The 21,221-nt window shown below is 69.0% G+C and carries 15 protein-coding genes; 9 read left to right on the forward strand and 6 right to left on the reverse strand.

All coding sequences use genetic code 11. The annotated features are described in order from the left end of the window. The first annotated feature begins 2 nt into the window (after positions 1-2). Genes ACG04Q_RS10945 through fahA form a run of 4 tightly spaced genes read left to right on the forward strand, consistent with a single transcriptional unit; the run spans position 3 to position 4,382 of the window. Complete coding sequence (locus tag ACG04Q_RS10945; RefSeq protein ID WP_394510957.1) at positions 3-1,598, forward strand: FAD-dependent oxidoreductase; 1,596 nt, start codon at positions 3-5, stop codon at positions 1,596-1,598. Further along, positions 1,591-1,800 carry a DUF2783 domain-containing protein gene (locus ACG04Q_RS10950; RefSeq protein WP_394510958.1) on the forward strand — a complete coding sequence of 70 codons (210 nt, stop codon included), beginning with the start codon at positions 1,591-1,593 and terminating at the stop codon, positions 1,798-1,800. The genes ACG04Q_RS10945 and ACG04Q_RS10950 overlap by 8 nt, the downstream gene beginning before the upstream one ends. After that, entirely contained in the window at positions 1,793-3,160 is a 1,368-nt protein-coding gene (locus tag ACG04Q_RS10955; protein ID WP_394510959.1) for a homogentisate 1,2-dioxygenase, read from the forward strand. The genes ACG04Q_RS10950 and ACG04Q_RS10955 overlap by 8 nt, the downstream gene beginning before the upstream one ends. Further along, positions 3,153-4,382, forward strand: a complete 1,230-nt coding sequence (gene fahA / locus ACG04Q_RS10960) for a fumarylacetoacetase (RefSeq protein ID WP_394510960.1) — start codon at positions 3,153-3,155, stop codon at positions 4,380-4,382. The genes ACG04Q_RS10955 and fahA overlap by 8 nt, the downstream gene beginning before the upstream one ends. A 90-nt stretch (positions 4,383-4,472) precedes the next feature. On the opposite strand, the gene gbpA is transcribed toward fahA, so the two are convergent. After that, positions 4,473-5,885 carry an N-acetylglucosamine-binding protein GbpA gene (gene gbpA / locus ACG04Q_RS10965; protein ID WP_394510961.1) on the reverse strand — a complete coding sequence of 471 codons (1,413 nt, stop codon included), beginning with the start codon at positions 5,883-5,885 and terminating at the stop codon, positions 4,473-4,475. A gap of 685 nt (positions 5,886-6,570) precedes the next feature. Between gbpA and ACG04Q_RS10970 the strand changes: the two genes are divergently transcribed. Together ACG04Q_RS10970 and ACG04Q_RS10975 are read left to right on the forward strand one after the other, a co-directional pair. Then, positions 6,571-9,156, forward strand: a complete 2,586-nt coding sequence (locus tag ACG04Q_RS10970; protein ID WP_394510962.1) for a TonB-dependent receptor — start codon at positions 6,571-6,573, stop codon at positions 9,154-9,156. 175 nt (positions 9,157-9,331) lie between these two features. Further along, entirely contained in the window at positions 9,332-10,660 is a 1,329-nt protein-coding gene (locus ACG04Q_RS10975; RefSeq protein WP_394510963.1) for a sugar MFS transporter, read from the forward strand. A gap of 216 nt (positions 10,661-10,876) precedes the next feature. On the opposite strand, the gene ACG04Q_RS10980 is transcribed toward ACG04Q_RS10975, so the two are convergent. The 5 genes from ACG04Q_RS10980 to ACG04Q_RS11000 all read right to left on the reverse strand — a co-directional run bounded on the left by ACG04Q_RS10980 (position 10,877) and on the right by ACG04Q_RS11000 (position 16,817). Next, entirely contained in the window at positions 10,877-11,557 is a 681-nt protein-coding gene (locus ACG04Q_RS10980; RefSeq protein WP_394510964.1) for a hypothetical protein, read from the reverse strand. 149 nt (positions 11,558-11,706) lie between these two features. Continuing rightward, complete coding sequence (locus ACG04Q_RS10985) at positions 11,707-13,197, reverse strand: tryptophan halogenase family protein (protein ID WP_394510965.1); 1,491 nt, start codon at positions 13,195-13,197, stop codon at positions 11,707-11,709. A 155-nt stretch (positions 13,198-13,352) separates the two neighbouring features. Beyond that, a complete protein-coding gene (locus ACG04Q_RS10990; RefSeq protein ID WP_394510966.1) occupies positions 13,353-14,852 on the reverse strand; it encodes an ATP-binding protein in 1,500 nt (499 codons plus the stop codon). Continuing rightward, a complete protein-coding gene (locus ACG04Q_RS10995) occupies positions 14,842-15,561 on the reverse strand; it encodes a response regulator (RefSeq protein WP_394510967.1) in 720 nt (239 codons plus the stop codon). The genes ACG04Q_RS10990 and ACG04Q_RS10995 overlap by 11 nt, the downstream gene beginning before the upstream one ends. After that, positions 15,558-16,817, reverse strand: coding sequence for an ABC transporter substrate-binding protein (locus ACG04Q_RS11000; protein ID WP_394510968.1), 1,260 nt, complete (start codon positions 16,815-16,817; stop codon positions 15,558-15,560). The genes ACG04Q_RS10995 and ACG04Q_RS11000 overlap by 4 nt, the downstream gene beginning before the upstream one ends. Positions 16,818-17,231: 414 nt before the next feature. On the opposite strand from ACG04Q_RS11000, the gene urtA reads away from it, so the two are divergent. From urtA to urtC, 3 genes are all read left to right on the forward strand, one after another. After that, complete coding sequence (urtA, locus tag ACG04Q_RS11005; protein WP_394510969.1) at positions 17,232-18,485, forward strand: urea ABC transporter substrate-binding protein; 1,254 nt, start codon at positions 17,232-17,234, stop codon at positions 18,483-18,485. A 137-nt stretch (positions 18,486-18,622) separates the two neighbouring features. Continuing rightward, positions 18,623-20,164, forward strand: coding sequence for an urea ABC transporter permease subunit UrtB (gene urtB, locus ACG04Q_RS11010; RefSeq protein ID WP_394510970.1), 1,542 nt, complete (start codon positions 18,623-18,625; stop codon positions 20,162-20,164). After that, positions 20,161-21,207 carry an urea ABC transporter permease subunit UrtC gene (gene urtC / locus ACG04Q_RS11015; protein WP_394510971.1) on the forward strand — a complete coding sequence of 349 codons (1,047 nt, stop codon included), beginning with the start codon at positions 20,161-20,163 and terminating at the stop codon, positions 21,205-21,207. Before urtB ends, urtC begins: the two co-directional genes overlap by 4 nt. The last annotated feature ends 14 nt before the right edge of the window (positions 21,208-21,221 follow it).

A 21,221-nucleotide genomic window follows, 5' to 3' on the forward strand; every position in this document is an offset into this window, starting at 1 on the left:
CGATGGACCTGCCCCGCTACCCCTACCACCAGAGCCTGGAGCAGCGCGCCGGCCAGCCGCAGCGCCGGCCGGTCGTCATCGTTGGTGCCGGCCCGGTGGGGCTCACGCTGGCGCTGGACCTGGCCAGGCGCGACGTGCCCGTTGTCGTCATCGACGACAGCGACCACATCGGCAGCGGCTCGCGCGCCGTCTGCTGGGCCAAGAAGACGCTGGAGGTGTTCGACCGCCTCGGCGTGGGCGAGGCCGTGGCGCGCGAGGGCGTGCGCTGGCAGCGCGGCCGCGTGTTCCACGGCGAGCGCGAGGCCTATCACTTCGACCTGCTGCCCGAGGCGGGTCACAAGATGCCGGCCATGGTCAACCTGCAGCAGGACCAGGTGGAGGCGCGGCTGGTGCGCGCCGTGCAGCTGGAGCAGCGCATCGAGCTGCGCGGGCGGCACGAGCTGATCGGGCTGGAGCAGGACGCCGATGACCCATCTCAGGGCGTGACGCTCACCGTGCGCACGCCCGACGGCCTGTTCGACATGCGCGCCGACTGGGTGGCGGCCTGCGACGGCGCGCGCAGCCCCACGCGCACGCTGCTGGGCCTGGGCTTCGCGGGCCAGGTGTTCGAGGACCGCTTCCTGATCGCCGACGTGCGCCTGGCGCCCGGCGCGCGGCCTCGCGGGCTGGACCCGGCCCGGCCCGAGCGCTGGTTCTGGTTCGACCCGCCGTTCCACCCCGGGCAGTCCGTGCTGCTGCATGCACAGGCAGACGGCCTGTGGCGCATCGACTTCCAGCTGGGCCGCGATGCCGACGTGGAAGCCGAGCGCCAGCCCGAGCGCATCCAGCGCCGCGTGGCTGCCATGCTGGACGGCGCGCCGTTCGAGCTGGCCTGGTCGTCCATCTACCAGTTCGCCTGCCGGCGCGCCGAGCGCTTTCGCGTGGGCCGCGTGCTGCTGGCCGGCGATGCGGCGCACCAGGTCTCGCCGTTCGGTGCGCGCGGCGCCAACAGCGGCGTGCAGGACGCCGACAACCTCGGCTGGAAGCTCGCGGCGGTGCTGAAGGGGGAGGGCGGCGAGGGCCTGCTCGACGCCTACGAGTTCGAGCGCATGGAAGCTGCGGACGACAACATCGGCCACTCCACGCGCGCCACCGACTTCATCAGCCCCAAGACCGCGCTGAGCCGCCGCCTGCGCAAGGCCGTGCTGGACCTGGCCGCGCATGCCGACTTCGCCAAGCCGCTGGTCAACAGCGGGCGGCTGTCGCTGCCCACCGAGCACCTGGCATCGCCGCTCAGCACGCCCGACGACGCGCACTGGGCCGCCGGCCCCGCGCCCGGCTGGCCTGCGCCCGATGCGCCGCTGGAGGAGGGCGGCTGGCTGCTGGAAGCGCTGGCCGGCGGCTTCGCGCTGCTGGCCTTCGGCTGGGCGGTGGAACTGCCGGGGTTGCGCGTCCTCACGCTGCCGGCCGACGGTCTGGCTGCACGGCGCTACGGCGCGGCGCCGGGTAGCGTCTACCTGGTGCGGCCCGACGCCATCGTCGCCGCGCGCTGGCATCGCTTCGACGCCGCCGCCGTCCAGCAGGCGCTGGCCCGCGCGCTCGGGAGGACGCATGTCTAAATTGACTCTGACCCCAAATTTTGGTGGGGAGGCGGATGCCTTCTACGCCGAGTTCATCGCCGCGCAGGCCGACCTGTCCGATGAAGCCGCGGCCGACTGGCTGGCGCGGCTGACCCTCATCCTGTGCAACCACATCGGCGACCGCGAGGTGCTTCGGCAGGCCTTCGCGCTCGCGCATCACACCCACGCACCCCATGAATGACCTGAACTACCTGGCCGGCTTCGGCAACCAGCACCAGAGCGAGGCCCATGCCGGCGCGCTGCCCGTGGGCCGCAACAGCCCGCAGCGCTGCGCGCATGGCCTGTATGCCGAACTGCTGTCCGGCAGCGCCTTCACCGCGCCGCGCGCCGAGAACCAGCGCACCTGGCTGTACCGCCGCCAGCCGTCGGTGGTGGTGGGCGGCTACCGGCCGCTGCCGCATGCGACGTGGAAGAGCGGCGCCGCGCACGGCGAGGCCGCGCCGCCCGACCCGCTGCGCTGGGGCCCCACGCCGCTGGACGTCAGCGACGGCGACTTCATCGACGGCCTGCGCAGCTACGCCGTCAACGGCGAGCCCGGTGTGGGCGGCATGACGGCGCTGGCCTTCGTCGCCACCCGCCCCATGGGCCGCCGCGCGCTGGTCAATGCGGACGGCGAGATGCTCGTCGTGCCGCAGCAGGGCCGGCTGCTCATCACCACCGAGCTGGGGCGCCTGGAGGTGGCGCCCGGCTTCATCGCGCTGCTGCCGCGCGGCATGGCGTTCAAGGTGGACCCGCTGGACCTGCCCGCGCGCGGCTACGTCTGCGAGAACCTGGGTGCCGCGTTCCGCCTGCCGGAGCTGGGCCCCATCGGCTCCAACGGCCTGGCCAACGCGCGCGACTTCGAGGCGCCCACCGCCTGGCACGAAGATGAGGCCCCCACGTCGGCGGGTACGCCTCCTGCCCCCCGAGGGGGCGCCGCCGCCCTTGGGAGCGGCCCGGCGGGCGGCGCAGAGGCCGGCGCCTACGAGATCGTCAAGCGCCATGGCGGCCAGCTGTGGCGGGCGACGCAGCCGCACAGCCCGTTCAACGTTGTCGCCTGGCACGGCAACCTCGCGCCTTACCGCTACGACCTGGCGCGCTTCATGACGATCAACACCGTCAGCTTCGACCACCCGGACCCGAGCATCTTCACGGTGCTCACCAGCCCCAGCGACACGCCCGGCTGGGCCAACGTCGACTTCGTCATCTTCCCGCCGCGCTGGATGGTGGCCGAGGACACCTTCCGCCCGCCCTGGTACCACCGCAACGTGATGAGCGAGTTCATGGGCCTGGTGCTGGGCCAGTACGACGCCAAGCCCGAGGGCTTCAAGCCCGGCGGCGCCAGCCTGCACAACAGCTACGTGCCGCATGGCCCCGACGCCGAGGCCTTCGACAAGGCCAGCGGTGCCGAGCTCAAGCCCCACAAGCTGGACGCGACGCTGGCCTTCATGTTCGAGACGCGCTGGCCGTTGAAGCCCACGGCCTGGGCGATGAACGACGCGCCACTCGAGACGACCTACGCCGACTGCTGGCGCGACCTGAAAGACCACTTCCATGCTTGATCACACCCATGACGCCGCCGCCCTCTCCTGGGTCGCGTCCGCCAACGACCCCGCCACCGACTTCCCGCTGCAGAACCTGCCGTTCTGCTCGTTCCGCCGCGCCGGCACGCTGGAGCCCTTCCGTGTCGGTGTCGGCATCGGCGACCAGATCCTGGACCTGAGCGCCTGGGGCATCGCCGACCTCAACGCCGTGATGGCCCGCCCCAGCGCCGAGCGCCGCGCGCTGCGCCATCGCCTGTTCGACACGCTGAAGGCCGGCGCGCCCGAGGTCGAGCTGCTGCCGCAGGCCCAGGCCGAATTCGCGCTGCCCTGCCGCATCGGCGACTACACCGACTTCTACACCGGCATCCACCACGCCCGCGCCGTCGGCCGCCTGTTCCGCCCGGACAACCCGCTGCTGCCCAATTACCAGTGGGTGCCCATCGGCTACCACGGTCGCTCCTCTTCCATCGTCGTCAGCGGCACGCCGCTGCGCCGGCCCAAGGGCCAGGTCAAGCCGCCGGACGCCGACGCGCCCGTCTTCAAGCCCAGCGCCCGCGTGGACTGCGAGCTGGAGCTGGGCCTGTTCGTCGGCCCCGGCAACGCGCTGGGCGAGCCGTTCTCCATCGACGAGGCCGACGAACACGCGTTCGGCCTGACGCTGCTGAACGACTGGTCGGCCCGCGACATCCAGCCCTGGGAGTACCAGCCGCTGGGCCCGTTCCTGGCGAAGAACTTCGGCACGACGATCTCGCCGTGGATCGTCACGATGGAGGCGCTGGCGCCGTTCCGCATCCCGTTCACGAGGCCGGCCGAAGACCCGCAGCCGCTGCCCTACCTCGACTCGCCCGCGCACCGTGCGAACGCCGCGTTCGACATCGAGATGGAGGTCTGGTTCAAGACACCCGCGATGGCCGAGCCCACGCGTCTGTCGCGCTCCAACCTGCGCCATGCCTACTGGTCGCTCGCGCAGATGCTGACCCACCACGCCAGCAACGGCTGCAACCTGCAGCCCGGCGACCTGCTGGGCACCGGCACCATCAGCGGCCCGGCGCCGGAGGAGGCCGGCTCGCTGCTGGAGCTGACGCTGGGCGGCAAGCAGCCCATCACGCTGCCCAACGGCGAGCAGCGCACCTTCGTGCTCGACGGCGACACGCTGGGGCTGCGCGCGTTCGCGCAGAAGCCGGGTTTTCGCCGCATCGGCTTTGGCGCCTGCGACGGCGTCATCACGCCGGCAAGCTGATGCGGCCGGGCGCCGGCGCCACATCGGCGCCGGCGCGCCACAAAAAAAGCGGCCCGTGCGGGCCGCCTTCGTCAGTGGCGTGTGCCGCGCTCAGCGTGCGATCCACGCGTCCTGCCAATTCGCGCCCACGCCCGGCTCGTACGCGTTGTTGCTGCTGCTCCACACGCGGCACCAGCCTTCGTACGGGAACGGCTTGCACTCATAGACCTTGCCGTTGCTGGCCAGCACCTTGGTGCCGCCCTTGTAGCTGGCGAGGCCGTTCGGGAACACATAGTCGTAGCTCGGCGAGGTGCCGCCACCGGCCTTCAGCGTCACGGCGTAGGTCTTCTGCAGCACCGTGCCGCCGGCCCTGGGCGTGCCCTTGACGACCATGCTGTAGGTGCCGGCAGCCGGCTGGTTGACCGGCACGACCAGCGTCTGGCCGCTGTTGTTCAGCGCGGCGGTGGCTTGGCCCTTGTTGGTGCCCGCGGCGTCCAGCAGCGTGGCCGCCACGTCCAGCTCGCCGACGGCCGTCACGTTCAGGCTGATCGACAGCGGACCGCTAGCCGGGATGGTGTACTCGCTGCTCAGGCCGCTGACCAGCAGGTCGACGTTGCCGGCCGGTGCCTTGTCGACCTGGATCTCCACGCGCTCAAGGCCACTGTCGCTGCGGACGTAGACCTCGTTCTGGCCATAGGCCGGGCTGATGCTGCCGTCGGCCGCCTTCTGGCCGGCCCGCAGCACGGTCTGTTCCGCGTTGATGCGGCTGGCCAGGTTGTAGGCCCAGTTGTTGCGCAGGCCGTCGTTGACGTTCGCGATGCTGATCTGCGTCTTGTACTGGGCCAGTTCGCCGGCCGCGCCGAACACCCGCGTGCTGACCTTGTCACCGGCGCTCAGGTCCACCGACGGATAGATCGTGCCCTTGGCGGCCCAGGTGACGGGCGGCGGGTTGCCGTCGTAGACGATGTCCAGCGTGTTGTAGAAGCTGTTCACCGTGTCTGAGACTTCCCAGACCGCCAGGATGATCTGGTAGCCGCTGCGCGCGGGCAGCGAGCAGTTGTGCGTGAGCACTTTGGGCGGCTGCTTGCCGCCGCCGTCATGCGTGCAGAACGGGGTGGATTCGAACGACGCGCGGCTGAGCTTGACGTTGGGGTTCCAGTCGGCGCGGGTGATGTAGTAGCGGAAGTTGCGGGTGGCGTGGTTGGCCGTGAAGGTCCAGGTGATGGGCGTCACGCCGGCCTTGACGGAGGTCTTCTTCCAGCGCGTGCTGGTCTGCTCGTCGAGGTTGCCGAAGCTGGCGTTGTTGGCGCTGGCGATCTTGCCGTCGGCCGGGCCGCCGGTGGGCCAGCCGGACGTGTACTCCAGGCTCTGCGGCTCGTACTGGACGGCGCCGCAGCCGCTGTTGCCGCCCTCCTTGCACAGGATGCTGCGCGATGGCGGATTGGACACATAGCCGTGTGACCAGGCCGCCGAGGCGACCATGAAGCCGGCACCGGCCAGCAGCAGGGAACGGGAACCATTCATTCGCTTGCTCCTTCGTGAAAGGTGAGCGGATTCTGTGAATCTCCCGGTTGGTATGCAATAGGTATTCAAATGAAGCTTTAAGGTATCAAACTGGTTTCTTAAGAAATGGCTGACATGGGCTTCAGACAGTGAAAAGAAAAGGCTCGCCGGACGCGCTGGCCGTGTCTACGTTTGTGCGGCGCACCAACGCCGTGCGATGACCTTCAGCCCGCCACCGCGCGGCACGTGCTGGAGGCTGGGGCCGCGTTGCGTTGGCCGGCGCGGTCCCGCCGGTCAGCCGCTGCACGCCGCTGTCCGCGCGGAAGTGGATCAGCGCTGCCACGGCGGTCGAGGCCAGGGCTGGCAGTGCAGCGGCCGCGGCGAGTCTGGCGAGCTTGTGGGAGGGCGCTGGTTGCATACCAGCGCGGCCCTTTCAGGGGCCCTCGAGATGGATTCCGGCATGAACGTTCGGGTTTCCCGGACGTTTGTCTTGCGCCAACGTAACGTCGGCGCAATGAAGTCCTTCAAAGCGCAACGCGGCGCGCCGGCCACGGGCGCCGCCGCTAGATTGCGGGCACTGGCCTGGGCCTGACGACCCGAGAGACAACGCAGCCCGGCCAATCCAGAGACGCGCCCAGCCCGATGGCACCAGCCGACGGGTCAGGCCGCTTGTTGTCCGACAAAAACGTTGCCCAGGAGCACCTACGTGGCCAAGCCTCACTTCAAGCAGAACCTGTTGCCCCAACTCATCGCGCTGTCGCTGGGGGGCATTGCCCTCGGCGCCGCCGCCCAGGAAGCCAACCAGCAGCTCGAGACCGTCGAGATCCGCGGTGTGCGGGCGACGCTGAAGAAGAACCTCGCCGAGAAGCGCGAGGCGGTGGGCGTCGTCGATTCCATCAGCGCCGAGGACGTGGGCAAGTTCCCCGACAAGAACGTGGCCGACTCGCTGCAGCGCGTGCCCGGCATCTCGGTGGACCGCATCTGGGGCGAGGGCAAGGCCATCTTCGTGCGTGGCACGGACAAGAACCTCAACATGACGCAGCTCAACGGCCAGGCCGTGGCGTCGTCGGAGTGGTGGCTGAACGAGCCGCAGACCCGCAGCTTCAACTACGACGTGCTGCCGTCCGAGATCGTCGGCAGCCTGGACGTGTTCAAGAGCCCGTCGGCCGACCTGGATGAAGGCTCCATCGGCGGCCTCGTCATCGTGAAGACCCGCAAGCCGCTGGCCTTCAAGGACCAGCTCACGCTGCAGGCCTCGGCCGAGGCCATGTACAGCAAGCTGCCCGGCAAGACCGACCCGCAGGTCTCGGGCCTGCTGAACTGGAAGAGCGACGACAAGACCTTCGGCGTGCTGCTGGCCGTGAGCAGCCAGAAGCGCCACATGCGCCGCGACGGCCTGGAGCAGTTCTCCGACGGCAAGTACGACATCAAGGACCAGAACGGCGCGGTGACCAACGCCTACGCCTCCTGGGGCGGCGGCTCGGCCATCTTCCGTCAGGAGCGCGAGCGCACCACCACCAACCTGGCGCTGCAGTTCCAGCCCAGCCCGGCCACCGACATCGTCCTGAACCTGATGGATTCGGACATGAAGATGAACAACAACAACCAGAACTACCTCTGGCAGGCCGGCGGCCTGGCGGTGGGCGGCGTCATCAGCGTCACCGACCCGAAGTTCATCTCCACCTCCGACGGCAGCAAGGCGCTCGTCGGCGGCACCGTGGGCCCCAAGACCGGTGTCTCCTTCGAGCCCATCTACCGCCAGAGCTACATCAAGAGCCGCGTGGCGGACCTGGACGGCAGCTACCAGGCCGGCAACCTGCGCCTGCACGGCCAGGTGGGCACCACCAACAGCTCGGGCGGCAGCTCGCACGACCGCCACTTCTGGATGGAGGGCGACACGCGCACCACCATCAGCCTGGGCCCGGACAAGTACGGCGTGAAATACCTGGACATCAGCCCGCTGGACCCCAAGGCGCTGACACTGAAGGCCGGTGACGACCGCATCCGCCGCATGGAGGCCAAGGAGAACTACGCGCAGGGCGACGTGACCTGGGACATCGACAACAGCCCCATCACGGCCGTGAAGGTCGGCCTCAAGCTGCGCAACAACACGCTGAAGAACTTCCGCACGCAGGGCACGGCCGGCCCGGGCTCCACCGGCTGGCAGTCGTTCACGCTGGCCGACCTGTCCACCGGCGCCTCGCCGCGGCTGAGCCAGCAGGCCGCCACGGCCGACGCGCTGACGCAGTACGCGTGGTTCGACGACGGCCTGGTGGCGAGCAAGGCCATCCCGATGTACGACAAGGCCATGACGTACAAGGACGTGCTGAATGAGACCTACAAGATCAAGGAGCGCATCACGGCCGTCTACGCCAAGGCGGACTTCGCGGTGGACAAGTTCCGCGGCGACTTCGGCCTGCGTTTCGTGCGCACGCAGCAGACGTCGGACGGCTACCTCGGCAACGCCAGCGGCGGCTTCTCGCCCACCAGCGTCGGCAACAACTACACCGACGCGCTGCCCAGCCTGAACGTCGTGTACGACCTGAGCAAGCAGGTCATCGTGCGCGGCTCGGTGTCGCGCGCCATGGCCCGCCAGACGTTCGACCTGCTCAGCCCCGGCATGCGCCGCGACGGCACCGTGCTGTCCAAGGGTTATGCCGGCAACCCGCTGCTCAAGCCCGTGCACGCCAACCAGGCCGAGATCGGCGCCGAGTGGTACTACGCCGACGCGGCGCTGGTCTCCGGCACCTTCTTCATCAAGAAGCTGGACACGTTCACGTACAAGGCGTCCAAGTCCGAGCAGGTGGGTGGCGAGACGCTGACCATCGAGCGCCCCTACAACGCCGACAACGGCGCCGACATCAAGGGCTTCGAGCTGCAGTGGCAGCAGCCCTTCGGCAACACCGGCTTCGGCACCGTCGTGAACTACACGTTCACCGACGCCAAGGCCGGCGCCGTCAGCGGCCAGCCGCGCCTGAAGGTGTTGGGCAACTCGCGTGACCAGTTCAACTTCAGCGGCTACTACGAGCAAGGCCCCATCAGCCTGCGCGTCTCGTACAACTACCGCTCCAAGAGCTACGGCAACGTCGAGATGGGCGGCCAGGTCGTCAACGCCGCCTACGGCCAGTGGGACGCCTCGGCCAGCTGGGACGTGACCAAGCAGGTCACGCTCTACGCCAGCGCGGTGAACCTCAACAACGAGGTCATCAAGTCCAACACGGTGGACGGTATCCCCGTGGGTGTGTACGAGAACGGGTCGCGTTACAGCGTGGGCGTGCGCGCAAAGTTCTGACGCCCCCCGCCCGGTCTGGCCGCGCTGAACGCGGGCCAGCCCAGTCGGCCCCCCGAGGGGGCGGCGATGCGTGCGGCGTTGAGCCGCACGCACATCGCCCACGGGCCGGCTTGGGGCGGCCCGGCGCTCGGCCCGCGGCCAAACCGCCGCCATCTCCTGCGTGACGCCTTTTCCAATGCACACCAAAACCCTCACTCCCACCGCAGGCCAGGGCGTGCTGCTGCCCATGCTCTTCATCGGGCTGATGTTCTTCATCCTGGGTTTCGCGACCTGGCTGAACGGGTCGCTGATCCCGTTCCTGAAGATCGTCTGCGAGCTCAACAACTTCCAGGCGCTGTGGGTGGCGTTTGCCTTCTACATCGCGTACACGGTCATGGCGCTGCCGTCGGCGGCCATCCTGGCGCGCATCGGCTACAAGAACGGCATGACGGCCGGGCTGGGCGTCATGGCGCTGGGCGCGCTGTGCTTCATCCCGGCCGCCAAGTCGGGCCTGTACCCGGTGTTCCTGCTGGCGCTGTTCACGCTCGCCAGCGGCATGACGCTGATGCAGACGGCCATCAACCCCTACATCGTCTGCATCGGCCCGCGCGAGAGCGCAGCCATGCGCATCTCCATCATGGGGCTGTTCAACAAGGGCGCCGGCATCGTCGTGCCGCTGGTGTTCACGGCGCTGATGCTGTCGGGCATGGAGCGCTTTTCCGAGCCCGCGATGGCTGCGCTGGATGCTGCCGGCCGCGAGGCCTTGCGCGCCGAGCTGGCGCAGCGCCTGGTGTTCCCCTACGCGGCGATGGGCGCCGGCCTGCTGGCCTTCATGGCGCTGATCCACTTCTCGTCGCTGCGCGAGCCCGAACTGGAGTCGGCCGACGCGTCGGCTTCAGCGTCCGGCGAAGTCACGCGCTGGGGCGTTTTCCGGCATCCGCAGGTCGTGCTGGGCGCGCTGGCGCTGTTCGGCTACGTGGGCGTGGAAGTCATCGCCGGCGACACCATTGCGCTGTACGGCCAGCAACTGGGCGTGGCGCACTACGGCGTGTTGACGTCGTACACCATGGGCTTCATGGTGCTGGGCTACCTGCTGGGCGTGGCGCTGATCCCGCACTTCATGTCGCAGCGCACGGCACTGCTGTTCTCGGCCGTCACCGGCATCGCCTTCGTGCTGGGCATCGCGCTGTCCTCAACGACTTCGAGCGGCCTCTCGCAGGCGCTGCTCGGCTGGGCTGGCGTGCCGGCCGTGCCCGACACCGTGTTCTTCCTCGCGCTGTTGGGCCTGTCCAACGCCCTGGTCTGGCCGTCCATCTGGCCGCTGGCGCTGGAGGGGCTGGGCAGGTACACGGCCGCGGGCTCGGCGCTGCTCATCATGGGCATCGCGGGAGGCGCGCTGATCCCCATGCTGTACGGGCACTTCGCCGACGCCTGGACGCCTCAGCGCGGCTACTGGGTCATGCTGCCGTGGTACGGGCTGATCCTGTTCTATGCGCTGTTCGGCAGCCGGCTGCGACGCTGGTAGGTGCTGTGGCTAGCGGCTCCCTACCGACCGGCGGCGGTTCTCAGGTAGAGAGCTCGACTCGTGCCGCACGCCGTGGCGCTGCGGGCGTCCTGCTCGCGGCTGCCTCCTACCGCTTCGAATTTGACGCCAGCAGTTGGAAGGCGGAAAGCCGTGACTCAACGTTGAAGCTGAGTCGCTACCAGCCGCTGTGAGTCAGCTCCAGCGATCGGTTGGGCCTCACTGCGTGTCGCAAGGTTCGCCTGCCGGATTGAAAGCGCGTGAGCCGGCGAGCGGTTCTCCGTCTCTGTACTCGATTTCGCGAATGGCGCCGTCTTCGGCGTACTCGCGATGCAGCCCATGAAGCACGGGAGTACCTTGAGTGGGGTGGACGTAGTAGGTGTAGTGAAGGTGAACCCGTCCAGTAGGGTGTGTAGTGGTTTGCGCTCGCAGGTTCGCGCGCGGGCCAAATGCCGTTGATAAGGGCACGGCTGCCGCAACTGCAGCCATGAGATGGGAGTGATCCACTTCGCCAAGGTTCGAGATGAACCCGAAGTGGCCCTGGTCGTGGAACGCTTTGAGCCAAGCGTAGAGCTCCGACAAAAGCCACGCTGGACAGTACGAGAGAAGTTCAGGGCTTTCGCCAGCAGCCAGAGCCTCAACAACTGCAAACGTGCAGTCGCTTCTCAGTGCGTCAAGGGAAAGAAAACCGAGTGCACGCTCCCTCGCGTAGACGGCTTCGACTTGCGACTGAACTTCCTGCGCGGCAATCATCATCGTGGTTGCGAGGCCGCACGCGTTCCCGGAAGACCGCCTGCGCCGATTGAGCCGCTTGGCCGCGCCACAACACGCCTGTGTTGGCGTTCTGCAAATGACTGACTCATAAGACTTCCTTGAAAACTTGATGGGCGAAACGGCCATTCAATCTTCGACAAAAGCGGCGTGCTGTTAAATGCCTTCGGCACGAAAAACAGCTGATCTCGAGCCCTGATGATGCCAGCCCAACCGCGCTAGTTGAGTGAGGGCCGCGTTGGGTGCGCCCAAGCATCTGAACCGGTGGCGTAGCCGCCTCACATGCCCGTCAGCTGCCTGAGGTGCGAGCCGAATGCCGTCGCCATCTGCCCCAGCCGCGCCCTGGCCTGAGGCCCCGTCAGCGCCTGCGGCGCCGCCCGCAGCCCCGCGGGAAACCGACCCATCCCTGCCAACAGCGCGTACCAGGACGGCCTCAGGTACATCAGCCCCGCGCCGTGGCGCGCCAGTTCGGCCTCGAAGTCGCCGCCACCATCCCACACGGCCAGCAGGCCGGCCAGGCGGTCGGAGATGTGGCGGTTCGCGCGGTTGGCGCGCCAGTAGTCGGTGTCGTGCCGCGTGTTGAGCTGGTAGTGCGCCACGACGTAGTCGCGCACGCCCTCGAACATCGCGTTCACGCGCTCGTTGAATGCTTCCTGCCGCGCGCGCCCGAAGCCGTCGTCTTCGAGCGCGGCGATGAATTGCTCCACGCTGAGCTGGATCAGCATCAGCGCCGTGGCCTCCAGCGGCTCGATGAAGCCCTGGGCGAGGCCGATGGCGACGCAGTTCTGGCGCCAGTGCTGGTGCACGCGGCCCACGCGCATGCGCAGGCGGCGCGCGGGCATGCCCTCGGCCGCAGGGCCCAGGTGCGCGCGCAATTCGCGCTCGGCCTCGTCGTCGCTGACGAAGTCGCTGCTGTAGACATAGCCGTTGCCGTAGCGGGCGGTCAGCGGGATCTGCCACGCCCAGCCGTGGCGCAGCGCGGTGGAGACGGTCTCGGACGGGATGTCCTCGCCGTCGGCCAGCGCCGTCGGGATGGCGATGGCGCGGTCGTTGAACAGGTTGTCGCGGTAGGGGTGGAAGGGCTCGCCCAACGCTTCGCTGATTAGTAGGCCTCTGAAGCCGCTGCAGTCGACGAACAGGTCGGCTTCGATGCAGGCGCCGCCGGCCAGGTGCACGGCGGCGATGTCGCCGTTCTCCTGCTGCGACACGCGGGCCACGGTGTCGACGACGTGGCGCACGCCCAGGCCCACGGCGTGCGTGCGCAGGAAGGTGCCGAGCTTGCCGGCGTCGAAGTGGTAGGCGTAGTCGGTGCCTGGGCCGGCGTCCGCCTGCAGGATGGGCGCGCGGCGCTGGCGGGCCAGTTCGGCGGCGAGGAAGAAGTCCTGCGGGTTGGCATCCGCGGCCTGGCCGCGCCGGCGCAGGCAGGCGTTGGTGAAGAACAGGTTGCCCAGCTCGCGGTCGGGCTCGCCGAAGAACGGGTGCACGTAGCTCTCGTAGCCCGGCACGGTGCTCCAGCCGGGGAAGCGGATGCCGCATTTGTACGTGGCATCGCAGGCGGGCATCCAGCTGCGCTCGGCAATGCCCAGCGTGCGGAAGAAGTGCCGCAGGAAGGGCGTGGAGCCCTCGCCGACACCGATGGTGCCGATGTCGGCCGACTCGATCAGCGTGACCGCCACGCCGAGCGCGGCCCAGCGGTGGCGCAGCAGGTTGGCCGTCATCCAGCCGGCGGTGCCGCCGCCGACGATGGCGATGTGTTTTGGTGGGGTCATGTCAGCGGGTCATGGGCGTCGTGAACTTGGCGGGCCGAGCGCCGGGCCGCTCCCAAGCCGGCCCGCTTTGGCGATGTGCTTGCGGCTCGACGCCGCGAGCATCGCCATCCCCTCGGGGGATCGGCCAAGGTACGCCTTGGACGAGGGGCTCACGTTCATGCCGCGGGGAGCGACAGGCGGACCTCGAAGCCGCCTTCTGGGTGGTTGCGAAAGCGCACCGTGCCGCCGTGGTCGGCCACGATCTCGCGCACGATGGACAGCCCCAGGCCCAGCCCTTCCTTGCGCATCGCGGCGCCGTGGTCCAGCCGTGTGTAGGGCTGGCCCAGCCTGGCCAGCGCGGCGTCGGGCACGCCGGGGCCGTGGTCGCGCACGGTGACGAGCACGGCGCCGTCGTCGTCGCGGCCCAGGCTCACCTCCACGGGCTGTTCGCCCTCGCCGTAGAACATCGCGTTGTCCAGCAGGTTGCCGATGGCGCGCTTGAGCGCCAGCGGCTTGCCGAACACCGTCAGCGGCTCGCTGTGCAGCGCCACCTGGTGGCCGCCCATGCTGGCGTCGCGCACCATCTTCTGCAGCACGAGGTCGATGCGCAGCGGCGCGCGGTTCTCGTGGATGTCGGTGTCCTTCACGATCTGCAGCGCGGTCTTCACCATCATGTCCAGCTCGTCGAGGTCCTCGTGGAACTCGTCCTGCACGGCGGTGTCGTCCAGCAGCTCGCTGCGCAGCCGCAGCCGCGTGATGGGCGTGCGCAGGTCGTGCGAGATGGAGGCGAACAGCCGCTCGCGGTCGCCGATGTAGCGGCGGATGCGCTCCTGCATGTCGTTGAAGGCCTCGATGGCCTGGCGCACCTCCTGCGTGCCGCTCACGCGCAGCGGCTTGGGCGCCACGCGCCGGCCCACGCGCGCGGCCGCCTGGCTCAGGCCCGCCAGCGGCCGCGTGATGGCGCGCACGGCGATCAGCGTCAGCAGCACGGCCAAGCCCAGCGCCAGCAGCTGCGGCGTCAGGCGCTGCCAGGTGAAGAACTCCAGCTGCTCCAGGAAGTAGGGGTCGGGCAGCGTGCTGCTGAGGTACAGCCACTGGCCCGGCTCGGTCTCGGCCTGGATGACGAGGAAGGGCGCGGGCCGCTCGGCGGCAATCAGCGACGGCTCCACCCAGCTCTCCGGCAGGTCGCTGAGCAGCGCGCCGCCGGGCGACACGGCCAGGCCCACCGGCGAGGCCAGCACGACGCGCAGCGGTGTGCCCTTGGGCAGCTGCGCGTTCAACTCGTGCGTGACCTGCTGCTCCAGCATGCGCGCCATCGGCTGGCCGGGCAGCGGGGCGACGTTCACCTCGGCGTTGTTGAAGAAGACGAGAAAGCGCGTGCCGCCCATGGTGCGCAGCTGCTCGATGAGCAGCGGCCGGTACGCGGCCGGCAGCTCCCGCAGTGCGCGCACGGCACCCATCGCACCGCTGGCCACGTGGTGCGCGGCCAGCTCGGTCTGCCGCCTCACGCGCTGTTCCACCTGGCTGTACCAGACCAGGTTGACCGCCAGCTGCACCAGCGCGAGGCCGCCCAGCATGGCCAGCACGAAGCGGCCCTGCAGGCTGTCGAACAGGAAGCTGCTGGCGCGCTGCCGCCAGCGCCGCGCGGGCAGGGCCGGCTCGGCCTCAGGGAGCATGCTTGGGCGTCACGGTGGTGGAGAACACATAGCCCGAGCCGCGCACCGTCTTGATCAGCGCCGGCTGCTTGCCGTCGTCGCGCAGCCGCTGGCGCAGCCGGCTGACCTGCACGTCCAGCGACCGGTCCAGCGGCCCGAGGTCGCGCCCGCGCGTCACCTCGGCCAGCCGGCTGCGGTCCAGCACCTCGCCGGGGTGCTCCACCAGCAGCTTCAGCAGCTGGAAGTCCATGCCCGACAGCGCCGTGGCCGCGCCGTCGGGGTCGATGAGGCTGCGCTCCAGCAGGTCCAGCGTGAAGCCGTTGAAGGCGTAGTAGCGCGGCTCGCGCGGCTTGTCCTGCCCCGTGCGGCGCGTGATGGCCTTGATGCGCGCCAGCAGCTCGCGCGGGTTGAAGGGCTTGCCGAGGTAGTCGTCGGCGCCCAGCTCCAGGCCGACGATGCGGTCGGTCTCGTCGGCGCTGGCGGTCAGCATGATGACGGGCACCTCGGAGCGGCGGCGCACCGACTGGCACAGCGTGAAGCCCTCGGTGTCGGGCAGCATCACGTCCAGGATGCACAGGCTGATCTCGTCGCGGTGGCGCTCGAACTCGGCCATGAAGCTGGCGCCGTCGTGGGCCAGCAGCACCTCGTACTGGTTCTTCTCGAGGTAGGTCTTCAGCAGCGAGCGGATTTTCTGGTCGTCGTCGACGATGAGGATCTTGCGGGGTGTCATGACGGGGTCTTCTTCGGCGCCAGCGCGCGCAGCAGGCCTTGCAGCTTGCGCTGCGCGGCGGCGGGCGTCTGGGTCGGGTCCAGCGCGAAGCGGTGGACGGTTTCGATGATGGCGTTCTTGCCCACCTCGCCGAACGCCATGCGGTGCACGAGGCTGGGCACGCGCGGCGTGGCGGGGTTGGCGAACAGGTGGAACGACTGCTGCGCGCACGGGTCCAGCTCGTCCACCGGCACGTCGCGGCGCACGGGAATGGAGCCCTTGATGCGGTTGAAGCCCAGCTGCATCGTCGCGCTGCCCAGCAGCTCGGCCATCTTTTCCTGGTCGGCGGTGGTGCCGCCGTTGCCGGCCAGCATGGCCAGCGTGTCGATGCTGTAGAGATGGGCCTGCGCCGTGCCGGGGACGGCGCGGCACGAGAAGTCGCGCTCGCCCTCCAGCCCCATCGCGCCCAGCTCGCCGCGGGCCCAGTCACCCGTGATGAGCATGGCGGCACGCTCGGCGGCGAAGTCGGCGACGACGTCGGTCCACGGCCGCTCGCCGACGGTGCTGGTGGCCGCACCGGCCGGCAGTGCGAGGTTGCGCCAGTTGCGCAGGCGCTTGAGCGCGCGCTCCAGCGCCGGGTCGTCGAACGCGCCGAGGTCGCGCTGCTCGATCATGCGGCGGTACAGCGCCGGGCCCGCCTCGCTGAGCAGCAGGGCCTCGAAGACGGTGGCCACCTGCCAGGGCTCGTCGCTGAACGCCACCGGCGTGATGCCGGCCGCGCGCAGCTTGGCGGCGGCGCGCTCCAGGCCGTCCCAGTCGGCGGGCAGGTCGATGCCCAGGCGCTTGAACAGCGTCTTGTTCAGGTAGAGGTTGTTGATGCGCTGGATGCCCAGCGGCGCCGCGACGACGTGGCCGCGCACCGTCACCTGCGCCATGACCTGCGGGAACATCACCTTGGCCCAGTTGCGCCGGGCGGCCACGCCGTCCAGCTCCAGCAGCAGGCCCATGTCGGCCCATTCGGTCATGGACTGGCCGTTGAGCTGCGCCACCTTGGGCGCCATGCGGCGCAGGATGCGCTCGTTCAGCACCTTGATGGCCGGGCCGCCGCCGCCGCCGGCCACGGCGCCGTCCACCCACTTCAGGCCGTTCTCGGCCATGCGCGCGGCCACGTGGTTGGCGGCGGCGCGCTCACTGGTGGATGTCCACCAGTGCAGCACGTTCAGCTCGCCCGCGCCCTCGGCCGGCGGCTGCGCAGCCGCGAGCGAGCCGGCCGCCATGGCCGCGCTTCCCCAGAGCCACAAAGCCAACGCCAGCATGCGGCGCATCTTGCGTGCGGCCCGGCACGGCCCGTCTTGCGTTTTGTACGACTTGCGTAAGGTTGTGTGACTCAAGGGGGCCGCCTACTGCTGCAAAGGCCGGAAGGGGCGCGATTGTCGGGAGGGGGCGCCCGTCTGGCGATTGGGGCTTGTGCGGCCACAAATCGGGGCGCGGCCCGCCCGCTTTTGTGCGGAAGACGATGGTCGGGGTACGGCTGCGGTGCGTCGCGCACCGTGACAGGGCTGTCATCGCCCGAAACCGTGCGGGCAGGCGGGTGCTGCAGGGTGTGACGAAGTGCACGGAGCTGGCACGGGGCTTGCGCTCGGTGCTGCTCGGCTACCCGACCTCTCACATCCAACTTTGGAGGCTTCCCGATGCTTCGCCGTTCCGCACTTGCCCTGGCCGCTGCCGCCAGCCTGTTTGGCACCCATGCCGCCTTTGCCGCCGACACCATCAAGGTGGGCGTGCTCCACTCCCTGTCAGGCACCATGGCCATTTCCGAGACGGTGTTGAAGGACACCGTGCTGATGGCCATCGACGAGATCAACGCCAAGGGCGGCCTGCTGGGCAAGAAGCTGGAGCCCGTCGTCGTCGACCCGGCGTCCAACTGGCCGCTGTTCGCCGAGAAGGCCAAGCAGCTGATCTCGCAGGACAAGGTCGCCGTCGTGTTCGGCTGCTGGACGTCGGTGAGCCGCAAGTCGGTGCTGCCGGTGTTCGAGCAGACCAACTCGCTGCTGTTCTACCCCGTGCAGTACGAGGGTGAAGAGCTGAGCAAGAACGTGTTCTACACCGGTGCCGCGCCCAACCAGCAGGCCATTCCCGCCGTGGAATACCTGATGAGCAAGGACGGCGGCGGTGCCAAGCGCTTCGTGCTGCTGGGCACCGACTACGTGTACCCCCGCACCACGAACAAGATCCTGCGCGCCTTCCTGAAGTCCAAGGGCATCCCCGAGTCGGACATCATGGAGGAGTACACCCCCTTCGGTCACTCCGACTACCAGAGCATCATCGCCAAGATCAAGAAGTTCTCGGCCGAAGGCAAGAAGACCGCCGTCGTGTCGACCATCAATGGCGACTCCAACGTGCCCTTCTACAAGGAACTGGGCAACCAGGGCCTGAAGGCGACGGACGTGCCGGTGGTGGCGTTCTCGGTGGGTGAGGAAGAGCTGCGCGGCGTGGACACCAAGCCGCTGCAGGGCCACCTGGCCGCGTGGAACTACTTCATGTCCATCAAGGCGCCCGCCAACGACGCCTTCATCAAGAAGTGGAGCGACTACGCCAAGGCCAAGGGCATTGCCGGCCACAAGGACAAGCCGCTGACCAACGACCCGATGGAGGCCACCTACATCGGCATCAACATGTGGGCGCAGGCCGTCACCAAGGCCAAGAGCACCGACACCGACAAGGTCATTGCCGCCATGGCCGGCCAGACCTACACGGCGCCGTCGGGCATCACGTCCAAGATGGACGAGAAGAACCACCACCTGCACAAGTCGGTCTTCATCGGCGAGGTGAAGGCGGACGGCCAGTTCAACGTGGTGTGGAAGACGCCGGGCCCGGTCAAGGCCCAGCCGTGGAGCCCCTACATCCCCGAGAACAAGGGCAAGAAGGACGAGCCCACGAAGTGAACTAAGACCCCCCCGAGGCGCCAAGGCGCCTCCCCCCAGGGGGCGCCGCCAGTGGCCTGGCAAAGCCAGTTCCACGGCGGCCGCTTGAGGGGCGCGCGTGCTTCGCACGGCGCTAATTTTGGTTCGCTTGGATCGTGATGATCAAACGACTTCTTCTTGGATGCCTGCTGGCGTTGAGCGGCTGGTCGGCCTGGGCGCTGTCGCCCGAGCTGGCCAACCGCATCGCCGCGGGCGAGAGTGACGACCGCGTGGCGGCGCTGCAGCAGGCGCTGGCCGCGGGTGATGCGTCGCTCGGCCCCTTCCTGCGGGCGCTGCAGGACGGCCGCGTGCGCGTCAAGGCCGGCCAGGCCCTCGTCATCGACGCGGGGGGCACGGCGCCGGCAGACGCCGAAGAGCCCATGCTCAACAACCGCATGCGCCGTGAGATCGATGCGGCGCTGGCCGGGCTGGACCTGCTGTCCACCGACCGGGGCACCCGCGCCAAGGCGCTGGCGACGCTGCGCGACGATGCCGACGCTGCCAAGCTGCCGCTGTTCGAGAAGGCGCTGGCCGCCGAGACAGACGCCGGGCTGCGAGGCCAACTGAACGCCCTGGTGGCCGGTGCCAAGCTGTCCTCCGCCGACGCCGCGCAGCGCAAGGCCGCGGCGCTCGAACTGGCCGGTAGCGCCGACCCCGCCACGCGTGCGCTGCTGCTGGAAAAACTCGGCGCCGAAAGCGACACCGCCGCCAAGGCCGCGATGCAGCAGGCCGTCAACGACATCGGCGACCGCCTCGCCTGGGGCGAGCGCGCGCAGCTGCTGTTCTCGGGCCTGAGCCTGGGCTCGGTGCTGCTGCTGGTGGCGCTGGGCCTGGCCATCACCTACGGCCTGATGGGCGTCATCAACATGGCCCACGGCGAGCTGCTGATGGTGGGCGCCTACGCCACCTACATGGTGCAGCAGGCTTTCCGCGCCTGGCTGCCAGCCGCCTTCGACTACTACCTGTGGCTGGCACTGCCCGCCAGCTTCATCGTCGCGGCGCTGGTGGGCGCCGCCATGGAACGCACCGTCATCCGCTGGCTCTATGGCCGGCCGCTGGAAACGCTGCTGGCCACCTGGGGCATCTCGCTGGTGCTGATGCAGGCGGTGCGCACGCTGTTCGGCGCGCAGAACGTGGCCGTCGAGAACCCCGCGTGGCTGTCCGGCGGCTGGGCGCTGCTGCCCAACCTGACGCTGCCGTACAACCGCCTGGCCATCCTTGCGTTTGCGGCCCTCGTGCTCGTCGGCATGGCGCTGCTGCTGTCCCGCACGCGGCTGGGGCTGATGGTGCGCGGCGTCACGCAGAACCGCCGCATGGCCGCCTGCGTGGGCGTCAACACGGCGCGGGTCGACACGATGGCCTTCGCGCTGGGCTCCGGCATCGCCGGCTTGGCCGGCTGCGCGCTGAGCCAGATCGGCAACGTGGGCCCCGACCTGGGCCAGAGCTACATCGTCGACGCCTTCATGGTGGTCGTGCTGGGCGGCGTGGGCCAGCTGGCCGGCACCGTCTACGCGGGCCTGGGCCTGGGCGTGCTGTCCAAGCTGCTGGAAGGCTGGCAGGGCGCGGTGCTCGCCAAGATCGCGCTGCTGCTGCTGCTCGTGCTCGTCATCCAGAAAAAGCCGCAAGGCCTGTTCGCATTGAAGGGCAGGTCGGTCGAATGAAGAAGCCTCTCCTCATCGTCGTGGCCGTGCTGGTGTTGCTCGTGCCGTTCCTGCACCTCGCCTTCCCGGCCGGCCACGCGCTGCACCTCAGCGAGTTTTACGTGAGCCTGCTGGGCAAGTTCCTTTGCTTTGCCATTTGTGCCCTGGCCTTGGACCTCATCTGGGGTTTCGGCGGCATCCTGTCGCTGGGCCATGGGCTCTTCTTTGCCCTCGGGGGCTATGGCATGGGCATGTACCTGATGCGCCAGATCGGCCGCGAAGGGCAGTACCAGTCGGACCTGCCGGACTTCATGGTGTTCCTGAACTGGAAGGAGCTGCCCTGGCACTGGGGCTTGAGCGATTCGCTGGTGGGCCAGATCTTCCTGGCGCTGGCGGTGCCCGGTCTGCTGGCCGCGGTGTTCGGCTACTTCGCCTTCCGCTCGCGCATCCAGGGCGTGTACTTCTCCATCATCACGCAGGCGCTGACGGTGGCGGCCATGCTGCTGTTCTTCCGCAATGAGACCGGCTTCGGCGGCAACAACGGCTTCACCGACTTCAAGCGCATCGCCGGCATCGCGATCAACACGCCCGGAATGAAGGTCGCGCTCTGTGTGGCCAGTGGTGTCGCGCTGATCGGGTGCTACCTCGTCGCCCGCTGGCTCACGAACAGCCGCTGGGGCCGCATCCTGCAGGCCATCCGCGACGCCGAGGGGCGCGTGCGCTTCCTGGGCTACGACCCGGTCGCGTTCAAGCTCAGTGCCTACGTCATTTCCGCGGTGATGTGCGCGCTGGCGGGCATGCTTTACGTGCCGCAGGTCGGCATCATCAACCCGGGCGAGATGAGCCCGGCGGCCAGCATCGAGATGGCCATCTGGGCGGCCGTCGGCGGCCGCGGCACGCTGATCGGGCCGGTGCTCGGCGCCTTCTTCGTCAACGGCACCAAGTCGGTTTTTACGGCCGTGTGGCCCGAGGGGTGGCTCTACGTCCTCGGCGGCCTCTTCATCGCCGTCACGCTGTTCCTGCCGCAAGGCCTGATGGGGCTGGCGAAGAGGTTCAAGAAATGAAGCGAGTCGAGCGC

It is taken from the genome of Pelomonas lactea (assembly GCF_043555885.1).
Lineage (GTDB): Bacteria > Pseudomonadota > Gammaproteobacteria > Burkholderiales > Burkholderiaceae_C > Pelomonas > Pelomonas lactea.